Origin of the sequence: Maridesulfovibrio sp. (assembly GCF_965230075.1) — a bacterium.
Lineage (GTDB): Bacteria > Desulfobacterota > Desulfovibrionia > Desulfovibrionales > Desulfovibrionaceae > Maridesulfovibrio.
The window spans coordinates 3,363,012-3,376,802 of sequence record NZ_OZ245945.1 but is presented as its reverse complement, the minus strand read 5'-3'; the positions used below and the strand labels follow the sequence as shown (position 1 = coordinate 3,376,802).

The window sequence follows — 13,791 nt, the reverse complement described above, 5'->3', positions numbered from 1 at the left end:
TTGAACATTTTAGAGGAAAGAATAGCTTGAAGAGAATGAGTTTTTTAAGATGGGCTTTCGTTTTCAGCGAGATAGTCCAGAGCCTTGGCCGCAGCGGTTTGCTCGGCTTTTTTCAAGCTGGAACCTTCCGAATCAAATGATTTCCCGTCCGGGAGATTCAGATTCACCATAAATACTTTTTCATGTTCCGGGCCCTTGGTTCCGGTCAGCACGTAGGTCGGGCGTTCTTTGAATCTGGCCTGGGTTACTTCCTGCAATTTGCTCTTGAAGTCCTTGGAACTTTCTATCTTGAAAGTTTCAGGCCATTTATCTTCAAATATGCGCATTATGAATTTCTGTGCTTCGGCATAACCTCCATCCAGAAATACGGCCCCGATAACTGCTTCCATGGCATCGGCCAGCAGGGAAGAGCGGTTGCGCCCACCCTGTGCTTCTTCTCCCCTTCCCAGTTTCAAAAATAAGTTGATGTCCAGCTCACGGGCAATGGTGGCCAGACTTTTTTCTTTGACCAGCTTGGATCTGATCTTGGTCAGCTGGCCCTCATGAGCGTCTTTAAAGCGCTTAAACAGCTCTTCTGTAACGCAGAGTTCCAGTACTGCGTCGCCTAAAAATTCCAGTCTTTCGTTGTCTTCAACAGGCTCAGGTTGTTCATTTGCCCAGGAACTGTGGGTAAGTGCCGTGGCTAAATGCTTGACTTGAGAAAATCGATAGTGGATACCTTGCTGGAGGCGAGAAAAATCTTCTACCATACAAACCTGCTTGAATTTATATTAACGAATGTACTCATATTCATGTTTAAAGGCCTTGTTTGAGCCAAAAGCGATAGCCGTAATCGGAGTTACTGCCGATCCTCAGGATAAGGCCAGCATTATTACTGCCAACCTTCTTGCTTCTGGATATAAGGGAAAAATATTCCTCGTCAATGGGGAAGGAGCTGAAGTTCACGGACTTAGCTCATTTTCTTCTGTTTCCCAATTACCCCGCGGAATCGATCTGGCCTTGATATGCCTGCCTCCGGCGGATGCCATTCAGGCTGTGGACGAACTTTCAGAAATTTTAGTCCGGGCTGCAGTTGTCACCAGTGGAGGCTACGGCGAGACCGGACGGGAAGGTTATCGTCTGGAACGCCAATTGGCAAGAACAGCCAAGAACCATGATATGATTATTCTGGGGCCCAATTGTATGGGGCTCATGAATTCCGCTCTTGGTATGAATGCCAGCCTTGATCCGGATTTTACCCTTAAGGGGAATATTGCTTTTCTTTCCCAGTCCGGTGCCATGTGCAGCACTGCTCTTGACTGGGCCAACAGCGAAGGGGTCGGTTTTTCAAAGTTCATCAGTCTTGGTAACAAGGCCGTTCTTGGCGAAGCAACCATGTTCAACTATCTCGCCAACGATGAAGATACCAAGGTAATTGTCGGCTATTGTGAAACTCTTAAAGATGGACAGGATTTTCTGCGTACAGCCTACGACACCACTTTCAAAAAACCGCTCATCCTGCTGCGGGCTGGGGAAACTCCTTCCGGGGCGCGGGCAGCATCTGCCCATGCCGGACATTTGACCGGAGCCACCACCGCATACAATGCAGCGTTCAACCAGACCGGGGTTATGCAGGCCGTGGACATTGAAGATATGTTCAACCTTGCCCATGCATTCTCCTGTCAGCCTTTGCCCAGCGGTTCCAATGTGGCGATTGTCACCAATTCCGGCGGTCCCGGGATTCTTGCCACGGATATGGCAGAGAAGGGCACTTTAAATATTTCCCGTCCGTCTTCGGCTACTCTTGATAAAATGAAGGAAATCCTTCCCCGTTATGCTTCGTTGTACAACCCCATCGATATGCTTGGGGATGCAAATGCGGATACATATCACAAAGTACTTCGGGCTGTAGCTGAAGATGATGTTTTTCATTCCATTCTGGTTATCCTGACTCCGGCTGCCAATATTCTTGAAGACGTGGAAAAAGCTGCCGCAGATATTATTGAGTTGGAAAAAGAATGTGACAAGCCCATCATCACCTGTTTTATGGGGGATCATTCGACCAGAAAGGCACGCCGGATGCTTCGAGCTGCCGGAATTCCCTGCTATGAATTTCCTGAAGCTGCGGTCCGTTCTCTTGACGCCATGACCCGGTGTTACCGCTGGCAGAAAAAAGACTGGCCCATTGATGTCTGCTTCAGGCGCGATTACTCCAAGGCCAAGTCCATTGTAGAAAACTGCCGCAAGACCGGACTTACCGAACTTGTAGAATTGGATGCCCAGCAGTTGGCTTCCGCTTATGAACTTCCGGTTCCAGAGACCGTTTTGGCCCGCACTTCCAATCAGGCTGCCAAGGCCGCCAAGAGGATTGGGTATCCTGTGGCGCTTAAGGTGGCTTCGCCCCAGATTTCCCGCAAGCAGGAGCTTGGCCTGGTTATCACCGATATCCAGACTCCGCAGGCTTTGCGCAAGGCGTTTATGGAAATTACCACCCGGGCGACCAGAAGGTGCAAGGATGCCTATATTACCGGGTGTCTGGTGCAGGCCATGGGACCGAAGGATTCCCATGAAATTGTGGTCAGTTTCAAGCGTGATCCGCAGTTCGGGCCGCTCATAAATTTTTCCCTTGCAGGCCTTCACGTGGACCTGCTTGGTGATGTATCATCACGACTGGCTCCGTTGGCTCTTAATGATGCGCAGGAAATGATCCGTGAGATTAAGGCGTATCCCATTTTACGGGGGGTACGCTCCGGTGCGGCGGTAAATCTCGGTGCGCTGGAGGATGTGCTGCTCATGGTTTCCCAGATGGCCTCGGATCTTCCGGAGATTCAGGAAGCTGAGTTTAATCCGGTAATAGCAGGCCCGGACGGGGCAGTTGTCGCCAATATGCGGATGACAGTAAGTTAGTTACAAGGAGGACATTATGTCCGGTTTATATATTGGTTCTACAAGCGGATATTCCGGTAAGAACATGATTGTCATGGGGTTGGGATTGCATTTTCAAAAGCAGGGCGTCAGCCTTGGTTATATGAAACCTGTGGGTGCTATTCCTACTGAGGTGGATGGCAGGCTGGGTGATGAGGATGCTTATTTCATTCAGGATGTGCTCGGCGTTTCCAATCCTCCGAATGTTGTTACCCCGGTGGTTGTTACCCACGATTTTAAGGTGCAGGCTTTTAACGGTAAGGTTGAGGACCATGTGCAGCCCATTGTTGACGGCTATGCCAAGATCAGTGCAGGAAAGGACTTGACCCTCGTTGCCGGGTCCGGTTCCATGTATTCCGGTAAATATTGCGGGGTGGATGGTATCCATCTGGTCAAGAAACTGGGCATTAAATGTGTAGTCATCGACCGTTTTCAGAAGGAACTCAATTATGATTATCTGGTGGTCCTCAAAGAAGCCCTTGGCGATAATCTGGCCGGGGTTGTGCTCAACGACATCCCGCCGACCTTCATGGATGAGATCACCACCCTGATTAAGCCGTTCCTTGAACGTAAAGGCGTCAAAGTCCTCGGCGTGATTCCCAAGGACCCACTCATGGGCACAATTAAAGTAGGCGATCTTGCCGACCGTCTCGGCGGAAAGATTATTACCGCTCATAACCGCACCGACCAGCCCGTGGAAAGTTTTCTTATCGGTACCATGCAGGTGGAAAACTTCATGACCCACTTCCGCAGGCACCGTAATTCTGCAGTTATTGTTGGTGGTGACCGTTCCGATGTCCAACTGGTGGCCCTTGAAGGGGAGTGTCCCTGTCTGGTGCTGACCGGTAACCTCTACCCCAATGACATCATTCTGACCCGTTCAGAGGTGCTGGAAACGCCCATCATCGTGGTCCGTGACGACACATTTACCGTGGCCAAGAAGATGGAAGATATCCTTTCCCGTCACAAGCTGCGTGAATCAGCCAAGATCAAACATGGCGTTGATCTGGTGGAAAAGCATATCGATTTCACCTACCTGAAAAAGCAGCTGGGTTTGAAGTATTAGATTTTTACTTAGGAATTAATTTAAATGAAAAGGAGAAACGACCTGAGGGTTGTTTCTCTTTTTTTTATAGCTGGTAATTTTGTGAGGTTAAGGCAGCGAAGCTTACTAAAAGTTTTTGGGATTCTTGCACTAGCCCTTAGGCAAGAAGTTTTGCTTCGAGTCTTAGGGATAGCGACAGTGGAACAAACCCTTTTTCAAAAGGGTTTAAGCCGCCGGAGGCGAAATCTTTTAGTCAAAAAGCGCGCAGCGCATCAAAATCCTAAACAAATAAAGGATTGTTGCGCATTTCGTGTTTGACGGTGGTCATGGGGCCGTGCCCTGAGAAAACTTTGGTTTCACCAGGCAGGATGAAAATTCTATTGCTGATGGAACTGAGCAGTTCGTCGCTGTTGCCTCCGGGCAGATCGGTGCGCCCGACAGAAATCATGAAAAGTAGATCGCCCACGAAGATGCAGCCTTGTGCGGGAAAGAAGTAGGACAGGCTGCCGGGGGTGTGCCCCGGGGTTTCAAAGATCATTACCGGATTATCAAGGATGGTCTTGCGTCCCTGTTTCAAGTCAGTGACTTCAAAATCAAGCAGATCCTTATATTCGAGAGAGCCGCCTTTATTGACCGGAATGTCGTTTAGAAAGAAATCCTTGTGGTTGCCGTAGATTGCGGCTCCGGTCTGTTTTTGCAATTCCAATACTCCCCCTACATGATCGAGATGCATATGGGTCAGATAAATGGAATGAACATTGAGTTGCCGTTCGCGGATGGCCTGCAGCATAGGAGCGGGCTCCATCCCGCAGTCAATGACTACGGCATCAGACCCGGCGGTGAGCAGGTAGGAATTGGTCTCAAGGGGACCGAGTACAAATGTTTCGATCTTTATTTCTTTCATTCTTCAGGGGCTTGACTGAAAGTCTGCAATAGAGTGAAATCCTGATAGTCAACCAACAATCATCAAGGAATCAGAATGCTTTACTTTTTGGGAAACTGTCAAATGGATTTCCTCGGCAGGGAGCTGAAACAGTCAGGTTATCCCTGCACCTACCGGGTTCTGGCTTCTCCGTTTACGTATAACAGTTCTCCGGGGATCATTCCCGAAGAATTGGCAGCTATGGATAAAAAATTCGGTCTGGAAAAATATTACCATGACCGCAAACTGCTGCACCAGTTCCAGATGATCACGCCTGAAGATCCCCAGCCGCAGCTTATCGTGATTAATCTTTTTCACGAAAACAGCCCGCTTTTTGTGCATGGGGAATCCAAATATATCTTTTTCGTCAATCCCGCCGCATGGCAGAATCATCCCGAATTCGAAGCATGGATGAAGGATAATTGCGGGGTGGTTCAGGCCAAACCGGGCAGTTATCTGAAACGTTACCGGGAAATGCTCGGTAATGTGCGTGAACGTTTTCCGCAGGTTCCCATCATAGTTGTTTCCCGTCTTTCGCACTATCCGGCTTTCGGTCCTGATCCTTATTCCTATCTTGATGGTTGGGCTGATCTTTGGCGTACTGCCAGACCTGTTCTTAGAAGCTGGGAAAGTGAAATCGATAATCTGACTGTGGTTGAGTTGGATCGTATTTTTGCCGGAATCTGGGCTGGATCAGAAAAAAAGATTGAAGCTCACTGCCCGTTTCTTAAATTCGAACTTACCGAGGAAAACAATACCATAACCGGGCTGCATGCCAGTCGTGATGTGGAACATATCGGTTCCATGTGGTCGGTGCTGGCCGGAAAAGTGGAGCAGTTCCTGAAAGAAGGGTGTATCGATTACTCGGAAGAAGAGGTTGTTCCGGATGAGTGGCTGCGCCCGTGGCAACCTGAGAAATTTGATGAAAGTAAGTTGCTGGAAATGCTTTCATCCGGCGCAAACTATCAATGCGCACGAGCAATCGGATCTTTTTTTCTCGATCTCGGTAAGGATTATACCGAGCTTCTGGCCCGGACAGCAGAATTTACCCCGGTCTGCCATAATACCCTGCATATGATCAAAACATATTCCCGAATCTGGCCCAATCCGGTTTTAGCTCATTGGTGTCAGGTTCACCGCAATGCCGCCGCCGCTTTCACTGCCAACGGCCCGATCTATACGCAGGAATATCTGGAGCGCATTGATGAAATTGAGCGATTTGTGCTGGGAGGCTGATTTTAATTAATCGGCCATCTGCATATGATATTTGTCCAGAATTTTTTTGAGTTCGCCGGATTCTTTCATGCGTTTGATTTCCCGGCTGAATTTTTTTACGAATCCAGTCGATACATATTTTTTGGGAAAAGCTATGTAGTAATTCAGTTTCTTCTGGCTGTTGTACTTAATGTTTTTAGCTTTGATCTCCCTGATGAGAGCCTGTCCGACTTCACGGTTGGAATAGACTGCGTCAACCCGGCAGCGGGAAAGCCTTTTGAATTGGGTGAGGGCATCCGGGGTCAGGGTTATACGCACATGTCCGCCTGCCTCTTTTGCCAGTTGCTCAAGTTGGTGTGAGGTGTTGGAAGGGCCGTAGACCCCGATTGTTTTTCCGATCAGGCTCTTGGGGCCAGTATAAGTTAATGGAACGTCGCTGCATTCAAAAAAGCCATATTCCGTTTTTATTATCGCTGGAGAGAAAGTCAGCCATTCTGTTCGTTCTTTATTCCAGCCGACCATGAATATGGCATGGGTCAGCCCTTTTTGGGCCATTGCCACAGATCTGCGCCATGGTTGGATGCAAAGAGTGCAATCAGTGTTTATGTTTTTGCAAGTGGTACGAATTATTTCTGCTCCGGGACCGACAATTTTACCATCCTTTTTATATGAAAAGGGGTAAAAGTCTTGAGTTGCAAAGCTTACTACTGACCCGGCTTTTGCAGGTCCGCAGGAAAGTAAGAGCATCAAGCATGCAGCAATTATGATGAAAATTTTTTGTTTGAGGTTCATTTTGCAGCCCGTAGATTATACTTCAGCAATATCTGCTGCAACCGACCTGATTGTTTCATTAGAGATAGGGAAAGATTAAATTTTCTTATGAGTACAGACGGTGTGTTGTTTGTGGAAAAGGCTATGTAGTAATTCAGTTTTTTTTCAGTTCCCGCATAGGCAATGTTTCTGAGTTTCAGCCTCTCAATAGCTGCCATTCCGACATCTTTGTTCGAGTAAACTGCATCTATTCTGCCTCTGGCCAGCTTTTTAAACTGGGTCAGGTCATCCGGGGTTATATCGATATTTATGTTACTAGCGGGACATATTACTAATTTTTCAAGGTTGTAGGATGTGTTTGATGGGCCGTAAGTTCCAATGGTCATGTTATTAAGGCTGTCAATTCCTTCATATTTTATTGGCCTATCTGTACGTTCGAAAAATCCGTATTCAGTTGCAATCAAAGGCGGGCTGAAGTCGAAGTCTTGATCTCGTTCTCTATTTTTTCCAACCATGAACAGTGCTTGGACTTGTCCCTTATTGGCCATGGAAATTGCTCTGCGCCACGGAAAGAGTTCTATGGTATAATCTACACCAATCTCATTGCATACCTCCCTAACTATGTCAGCTCCTGGACCTTTGATTTCTCCGTTCTCTTGGTATGAGAATGGATAGAAGTCTTGGGTGGCGAAGGTAATAGCTAAGCGTGCCGCAGAACTGGTTGGGAATGCTGCGATAAGCAGTAACGCCAAAATGGAAAATAGTCTGGTCATTGTCCCTCCATAGCTAGAGAAGAGGATTACTAGTAACCATATTAGCATGTGCAAATAGTAGTAGCAAATGAAGCATAAAAAAGACCTCTACTCAAAATGAGCAGAGGTCTTTCTTTTGTCTCTGTGGCGGTTGATTTATTTGGGATCAACCTGATCTGCTTTAAGTGCGCCGAGCAGTGCTTCGTCCAGAGATGGATGTGGGAAGACAACCTTGTGGATGTCATCCTTGGTCCAAGCTTCCTGCACGATCATGGCTGCTGCGGTGGTAAATCCCGAGACATGGTGTCCCACCGCGGTGATTCCGGCAACTTTGCCGTCCAGCCAGACCACTTTTACAAAGCCCTGCGTTGAGGCATAGGCCTGTGCAATGGGGTTGGCTACCAGCGGGAAGGATGAAGCTTTGACTTCGCCCTTGCCTTCAAGATCGGCGGGCATGAGGCCAACACGCATGGTCTCAGGGGAACCGTAGAGAATGGACGGGATAGGTCCGTGCTCGTAGGGGCCTTCTGCTTTTCCGGAAATGCGGCGGACCACGTACCCTGCCTGATGGCTTGCGGCGTGGGCGAGCAGGACTTTACCGTTCAGGTCACCGATGGCGTAGACGTTGTCTGCGGCTTCAAGGTTCTCGTTGACCTTGACGAAACCGGGACCGGCGGTTTCCACACCCAGCTCTTCAAGTCCGATTCCGGCGGAATTGGGCCGGCGTCCGATGGCAATGAGCGCCTTGTCGGCAGTGAATTCTTCTCCATCTTCAGTGCGCAATACGGCCTGTCCGTTTTCAGCAGTAACGGATTTAACCTTTACGCCGAGATTGAATTTCCACTTGTGGCGCTTGAATACCCCTTGCAATGCTTTGGATACTTCCGGGTCCTCATAGACAGCAATGCGGTCAAGGGCATCCACCACGGTGATCTTGCAGCCGGTGCGGTGCGCGATCTGAGCCATTTCAAGGCCGATGAAGCCCGCTCCGATGACCAGCAGCGAGGTGGGCATTTCTTCAAGGGCGAGGAATCCGGTGTTATCGAGAATGGTCTCGTTGTCCGGCTCCAGTCCGGGAAATACAGTGGGGTGGGAACCGGTGGCGAGGATCAGGTTTTTATACTCAAGTACAGCCTTTTCTTCGGGGTGGTAAACTTCCACTTTACCCGGTTCAATTACCTTGGCTACTGCAGGATAGATATCGATACCCAGCTTTTTGGCTTTCTGGGCCATGGCCTTGCGTGTAGCTGCGATAAAGCGGTCCTTCTTGGTGCACAGGGCCTTGAAATCTATTTCAATTTCACCTTTTGCAACACGGGCCTTGGACTGGGCCGCAAGCTCTTCCACCGGAGAGGTTGCACCGAGGTACATTTTGGTGGGAATACAGCCCACATTGAGGCAGGTTCCGCCGAGCAGGTCTTTTTCAACCAGCGCGACTTTGATGCCTTCTTCCGCAGCTTCGAGGGCTGCGTCAAAACCGCCCGGACCGGCTCCTACGACCACGAGGTCGTAGGAGCGTGTTTCGGTGGGGAAACTATTTGACGTCATCAGTAATCACCATGGAGCGTGCAGCCTTGGTTTCGTCCAGTCTCTTTACAGAGGTGGTCAGAGGAGCTGCCTGCAGCGCTTTGGGGTTCTTTTCCGCCATTTCAGCGATCTCGATGAGATCGTCTACAAAGCGATCGATGGTTTCTTTATTTTCAGTCTCTGTGGGTTCGATCATCAAACATTCCTTAACGATGAGCGGGAAGTAGATGGTCGGCGCGTGATGCCCCTTATCCAGCAGGGCCTTGGCTACGTCGAGAGCGCGTACGCCGTTCTTGGCCTGCTCAACTGCGGATGCAACAAATTCGTGCATGCAGATGCGGTTGTAGGGAATCTCGTAATGGTTTTCGAGACGTTTGCGCATGTAGTTTGCGCTGAGGACCGCACCTTCGGTGGCGCGGGTCAGACCTTCACCGCCAAGGCGGAGCATGTATGCGTATGCCTTCAGGTATACGCCGAAGTTGCCGTAGAAGGGGGCAACGTAGCCGATGGATTTGGGCTCATCGTAGGAAAGGTAGTACTGGCCGTCTTCCAGTTTTTCCACTCGGGAAATGGGCAGGAAGGGCTTAACTCTTTCGCTTACACCAACTGGACCGGAACCGGGGCCACCGCCGCCGTGCGGGGTACCAAGGGTCTTGTGCAGGTTGAGGTGTACGATGTCGAATCCGGCATCACCGACACGCAGTTTACCCATGATGGCGTTCATGTTTGCGCCGTCATAGTAGAGCAGGGCGTCTTTCTCGTGGATCATTTCCACCAGTTCCTGCAGGTGGGTTTCGAAAAGACCGAGGGTGTTGGGGCAGGTCATCATTACGCCAGCAACTTCATCATCAAGCACTTCAGCCAGAGCTTCAGGAGTGATGATGCCGTCCTTGGATTCAACAGAAACAACATCGTATCCGGCTACAGCTGCGGATGCGGGGTTGGTTCCGTGAGCGGAGTCGGGGCAGACGATCTTGGTCTTCTTGTTGCCCTTGTCGCGGTGGTAGGCGGCCATGAGCATAACCCCGGTCAGCTCACCGTGGGCACCGGCCATGGGGTGCATGGTGAATGCGGCCATACCGGTCAGTTCGCTGAGCAGGGATTCGGTTTCGTGGATAACCTCAAGTGCACCCTGACAATGGTGGCCTGCTCCCTTGAGCTGGGGAATGACCGGGTGCAGCTTGGCGAATCCGGGCATGGCAGCCACCTGTTCGGTGAACTTGGGGTTGTATTTCATGGTGCAGGAACCAAGAGGGTAAAAGTTGGAATCCACACCGAAGTTTTTCTGGGAAAGCTGGGTGAAGTGGCGGACCACGTCCAGCTCGGAAAGGGAAGGCATACCCGCTTCTTCGCGCAGGAGTTCTGCGGGAATGAAGTCCTCAATTTTGGACTTGGGTTCTTCAGGCCAGCAGCCTTCGCGACCGGGAACGGATTTTTCAAATACTGTCTTCATTAGATTGTCCCCCGCAGAATTTCAGCAAAGATGCCGATCTGTTCTTCAGTGGTCTTTTCAGTGCAGGCCACCAGCAGTACGTTTTCCATTCCTTCGTAGTAACGTCCCACAGGGAAGCCGGGGATGATGCCGCGCTCGGTTAGCTTGTCGATTACTTCGAAAGCGTTGACCGGGAGGGATACTGCGAATTCGTTGCCGAAGGGGCCTTTGGTGAACATTTCCACACCGTCGATGGCGGTGAGGCGTTCAGCTGCATAGTGGGCACGTTCAACAGACAGAACTGCGGTGCGGCGCAGACCTTCCTCGCCCAGCAGGCAGAGGTGGATCAATGTACGCAGGGCGCAGAGGGCCTGGTTGGAGCAGATATTTGAGGTCGCCTTCTGGCGGCGGATGTGCTGCTCACGGGCCTGAATGGTCAGAACGTAACCGGTCTTACCGTCTTCATCTTCGGTGCGTCCGGCAATACGTCCGGGCATCTGGCGGACCAGCGCTTTGGTGCAAGTCATGATCCCGAGGTAGGGACCGCCGAAGGAAAGGGGCTGGCCGATGGACTGTCCGTCTGCGACGGCAATGTCCGCACCCATCTGGCCGGGAGTCTTCAGCACGGACTGCATGACCGGGTAGGTGGACATGATTGCCAGAGCCTTGTGCTCATGCACTTTTTCAAACATTTCAGTGAAATCGTTCACCGAACCGAAAAAGTTGGGGTTCTGAACGATAACCGCTGCGGTGTCTTTGTCTACTGCTGCGATAATGGACTTGACGTTGGTGCGGCCATGGTTGTGGGGCACTGTGACAAGTTCAAGGTTCAGGTTGGTGGTGTATGAGTCAAGCATAACCCGGTAAATAGGATTCAGTGCTTCACTGACGATGATTTTCCTGCGTCTGGTCTTGCGCACTGCCATGAGGGTCGCTTCGTAGAGTGCGGAACCGCCGTCGTAAACAGAGGCGTTGGCGTAGTCCATATCCATGAGACGGGCCATGGCAGTCTGGTATTCGAAGATCGCCTGCAGGGTACCCTGAGAAGATTCAGGCTGGTAAGGGGTGTAGGCGGTGTAGAATTCGCTGCGGGAGGAAAGGGCATCAACCGCTGCGGGGATGAAGTGGTCGTAGAAACCTGCTCCGAGGAAGCTGGTCAGGTCCGTGGTGTTCTTTGCAGCCATCTTTTCCAGCTGCTGCAGAACTGCCATTTCGCTTTTTCCTTTAGGCAGGTCAAAGCTTTTGGGGCGCAGTTCAGCCGGGATTTCGGCAAAGAGGTCATCCACGGAGTTCACGCCGATAATATCGAGCATTTCCCGGATTTCTTCCGGGGAATGGGGTACGTAAGGCATTATGTCCTCCGGTATAAAAAATAAATCCCCGCTGACGTGAGCGGTCGGCGGGGAATTTTGTGTACTAATATAAAGAGCGGCTCCAGATTAGTGAGCTTCTTCTTCAGTTACCTTTTCATAAGCTGCGGCATCGAGAAGAGCGTCAGTGGGGCCGGTGATTTTTATTTTGACGAGCCAGCCTTCACCGTAAGGATCTTCGTTGACTTTTTCGGGAGCGTCTTCCAGTGCTTCGTTAACTGCGACTACTTCGCAATCAACCGGAGCGTACATTTCGCTGGCTGCTTTTACGGATTCAATGGAACCGAATTCGTCGCCTGCTGCGAAAGTATCGCCTTCCTGCGGGAGTTCGACGAAAGTAAGGTCGCCGAGTTGTTCCTGAGCAAAGTGGGTGATACCGATAACACCGTTTTCACCGTCAACCTTGAGCCATTCGTGAGATTTGGCGTAAAGAAGTTCCTGCGGAATCATGGGGCCTCCTTCTATGAATACTGAATTTTTATGTTTCCTGACCGTGTCTATATGGATAACTCGCCCCTGATAGCATTCCTGCTTAAGAAATAAAAGGCTTCTACAGGGCTAATTTGCAGAAAAATATTCTGTAAAATTATCCATAAATTAAAATTGAATGATTTTATAATTTTGCGGGGTAATAATTCGTGTTACCGAAGGTTGTCTTTTGGCGAAAAAAAGCATACGCAGACGGTTGATAAAGCACCATCTGCGGCGTAATTAAGGAGACTACCTGTTGAAAGATTATGTTTCCGGTGAACGGGAATTAATAGAAGTAGAGACCGCCGGAAGGGTCTGGAAGATAGAGCGTACAGCCGATCTGGAAACCCTTTGGGACGAAATCGGTGAAGATGAATTTGGTGATGATGAACGGCTTCCGTACTGGGCGGAACTCTGGCCGGCCAGTGTTTTACTCGGAGAATGGCTCTTCCGCAATGTGGATTTGATCAAAGGGCGCAAGTGCCTTGATCTCGGCTGCGGACTGGGACTGACCGCCGTTATCGGGCAATCTCTCGGGGCGGATGTTGTGGCTTTTGATTATGAATTGCCGCCGCTCTATTTTGCCAAAGACAATGCGATTATCAACAGCAGTGAGGACAGTGAAACTGTCCAGCCACTCTGGCTGCAGATGGATTGGCGGGAACCATCCCTTGCCGAAAATTCATTTGATTTTATCTGGGGCGGGGATATCCTCTACGAAAAAAGATTTTTTGATCCGTTGGAAAAGCTTTTCCGGCGGGTGCTTAAACCGGGCGGTACCATCTGGATGGCTGAGCCGGTGCGTGATGTTTCAGTTCCGGTCTGGGAAAAACTTGAATCTTTAGGCTGGAAAACAGCGCTGCCGCTGACCGAGAAGGCTGCCTGCTGCAATGCGGAAATGACAGTTAATATCCGGGAAGTTGTTCCCGGCAAATCCATATGATTTTTACGGAGGTTTGAAATGGGTAAAACTATACGTTTCGGGGTTTCCCTTGATTCCGATCTTCTTGAGAAATTTGACAAGCTTTGTGACGAGAAAAGTTACCAGACCCGTTCCGAGGCTATTCGTGACCTGATCCGCAATATGCTGGTGGAAAAAGAATGGGATGAGGCTGAAGGTCAGATGGCCGGAACCCTTTCTCTCGTCTATGACCATCACCAGAGCGGTCTTTCCCAGCGTTTGACCGAGCTGCAGCACGACAGCCATGATCTGATCATGTCCACTCTGCATGTGCATCTTGACCATGACAACTGTCTTGAAGTCATGGTCCTGAAAGGTGATGGTAAGCAGATCAAGGAACTGGCTCACCGCCTTATCTCTACCAAAGGTGTGAAGCACGGCAAGCTTGGCCTGACCACTACCGGCGAGGAACTCGTTTAAA

The 13,791-nt window shown here is 50.1% G+C and carries 13 protein-coding genes; 5 read left to right on the top strand and 8 right to left on the bottom strand.

All coding sequences use genetic code 11. The features are described from left to right. Positions 1-44 precede the first annotated feature (44 nt). Positions 45-749, bottom strand: a complete 705-nt coding sequence (gene rnc / locus ACO05Z_RS15320) for a ribonuclease III (RefSeq protein ID WP_421903060.1) — start codon at positions 747-749, stop codon at positions 45-47. Positions 750-804: 55 nt separating this feature from the next. Here rnc and ACO05Z_RS15315 point away from each other — a divergent pair, with 55 nt between their 5' ends. Beyond that, the gene (locus ACO05Z_RS15315) at positions 805-2,886 is read left to right on the top strand and encodes an acetate--CoA ligase family protein (RefSeq protein ID WP_421903058.1); all 2,082 of its coding nucleotides are present in this window, start codon (positions 805-807) and stop codon (positions 2,884-2,886) included. A 16-nt stretch (positions 2,887-2,902) separates the two neighbouring features. After that, a complete protein-coding gene (locus tag ACO05Z_RS15310) occupies positions 2,903-3,970 on the top strand; it encodes a phosphotransacetylase family protein (RefSeq protein WP_421903057.1) in 1,068 nt (355 codons plus the stop codon). A 259-nt stretch (positions 3,971-4,229) separates the two neighbouring features. On the opposite strand, the gene ACO05Z_RS15305 is transcribed toward ACO05Z_RS15310, so the two are convergent. Next, complete coding sequence (locus ACO05Z_RS15305) at positions 4,230-4,853, bottom strand: MBL fold metallo-hydrolase (protein WP_421903056.1); 624 nt, start codon at positions 4,851-4,853, stop codon at positions 4,230-4,232. A gap of 75 nt (positions 4,854-4,928) precedes the next feature. Between ACO05Z_RS15305 and ACO05Z_RS15300 the strand changes: the two genes are divergently transcribed. Continuing rightward, positions 4,929-6,107, top strand: a complete 1,179-nt coding sequence (locus tag ACO05Z_RS15300; RefSeq protein WP_421903055.1) for an SGNH/GDSL hydrolase family protein — start codon at positions 4,929-4,931, stop codon at positions 6,105-6,107. A 6-nt stretch (positions 6,108-6,113) separates the two neighbouring features. Here the strand turns inward: ACO05Z_RS15300 and ACO05Z_RS15295 are convergent, their stop codons facing one another. The 6 genes from ACO05Z_RS15295 to gcvH all read right to left on the bottom strand — a co-directional run bounded on the left by ACO05Z_RS15295 (position 6,114) and on the right by gcvH (position 12,388). Continuing rightward, entirely contained in the window at positions 6,114-6,878 is a 765-nt protein-coding gene (locus ACO05Z_RS15295; protein WP_421903054.1) for a substrate-binding periplasmic protein, read from the bottom strand. Next, positions 6,875-7,630 (bottom strand): substrate-binding periplasmic protein, encoded by a 756-nt coding sequence (locus ACO05Z_RS15290; protein WP_421903053.1) that lies wholly within the window; start codon positions 7,628-7,630, stop codon positions 6,875-6,877. The genes ACO05Z_RS15295 and ACO05Z_RS15290 overlap by 4 nt, the downstream gene beginning before the upstream one ends. Before the next feature lie 135 nt (positions 7,631-7,765). Then, a complete protein-coding gene (locus ACO05Z_RS15285; RefSeq protein WP_421903052.1) occupies positions 7,766-9,157 on the bottom strand; it encodes a dihydrolipoyl dehydrogenase family protein in 1,392 nt (463 codons plus the stop codon). After that, the gene (gcvPB, locus tag ACO05Z_RS15280) at positions 9,144-10,589 is read right to left on the bottom strand and encodes an aminomethyl-transferring glycine dehydrogenase subunit GcvPB (RefSeq protein ID WP_421903051.1); all 1,446 of its coding nucleotides are present in this window, start codon (positions 10,587-10,589) and stop codon (positions 9,144-9,146) included. Before gcvPB ends, ACO05Z_RS15285 begins: the two co-directional genes overlap by 14 nt. Continuing rightward, entirely contained in the window at positions 10,589-11,920 is a 1,332-nt protein-coding gene (gene gcvPA / locus ACO05Z_RS15275) for an aminomethyl-transferring glycine dehydrogenase subunit GcvPA (RefSeq protein ID WP_421903050.1), read from the bottom strand. The genes gcvPB and gcvPA overlap by 1 nt, the downstream gene beginning before the upstream one ends. A gap of 87 nt (positions 11,921-12,007) precedes the next feature. Further along, positions 12,008-12,388, bottom strand: a complete 381-nt coding sequence (gene gcvH, locus ACO05Z_RS15270; RefSeq protein ID WP_421903049.1) for a glycine cleavage system protein GcvH — start codon at positions 12,386-12,388, stop codon at positions 12,008-12,010. 277 nt (positions 12,389-12,665) lie between these two features. On the opposite strand from gcvH, the gene ACO05Z_RS15265 reads away from it, so the two are divergent. Then, on the top strand, positions 12,666-13,352 hold the full coding sequence (locus ACO05Z_RS15265; protein ID WP_421903048.1) for a class I SAM-dependent methyltransferase: 687 nt from the start codon (positions 12,666-12,668) through the stop codon (positions 13,350-13,352). A gap of 18 nt (positions 13,353-13,370) precedes the next feature. Next, on the top strand, positions 13,371-13,790 hold the full coding sequence (gene nikR / locus ACO05Z_RS15260; RefSeq protein ID WP_319778624.1) for a nickel-responsive transcriptional regulator NikR: 420 nt from the start codon (positions 13,371-13,373) through the stop codon (positions 13,788-13,790). Position 13,791 lies beyond the last annotated feature (1 nt).

Bases quoted from the DNA above. Each gene is read 5' to 3' on its own strand.
- ACO05Z_RS15285 (WP_421903052.1), bottom strand. From the start codon at position 9,157: ATGACGTCAAATAGTTTCCCCACCGAAACACGCTCCTACGACCTCGTG.
- ACO05Z_RS15310 (WP_421903057.1), top strand. From the start codon at position 2,903: ATGTCCGGTTTATATATTGGTTCTACAAGCGGATATTCCGGTAAGAAC.
- ACO05Z_RS15305 (WP_421903056.1), bottom strand. From the start codon at position 4,853: ATGAAAGAAATAAAGATCGAAACATTTGTACTCGGTCCCCTTGAGACC.
- ACO05Z_RS15300 (WP_421903055.1), top strand. From the start codon at position 4,929: ATGCTTTACTTTTTGGGAAACTGTCAAATGGATTTCCTCGGCAGGGAG.
- gcvPA (WP_421903050.1), bottom strand. From the start codon at position 11,920: ATGCCTTACGTACCCCATTCCCCGGAAGAAATCCGGGAAATGCTCGAT.
- rnc (WP_421903060.1), bottom strand. From the start codon at position 749: ATGGTAGAAGATTTTTCTCGCCTCCAGCAAGGTATCCACTATCGATTT.
- nikR (WP_319778624.1), top strand. From the start codon at position 13,371: ATGGGTAAAACTATACGTTTCGGGGTTTCCCTTGATTCCGATCTTCTT.
- ACO05Z_RS15295 (WP_421903054.1), bottom strand. From the start codon at position 6,878: ATGAACCTCAAACAAAAAATTTTCATCATAATTGCTGCATGCTTGATG.
- gcvPB (WP_421903051.1), bottom strand. From the start codon at position 10,589: ATGAAGACAGTATTTGAAAAATCCGTTCCCGGTCGCGAAGGCTGCTGG.
- ACO05Z_RS15290 (WP_421903053.1), bottom strand. From the start codon at position 7,630: ATGACCAGACTATTTTCCATTTTGGCGTTACTGCTTATCGCAGCATTC.
- gcvH (WP_421903049.1), bottom strand. From the start codon at position 12,388: ATGATTCCGCAGGAACTTCTTTACGCCAAATCTCACGAATGGCTCAAG.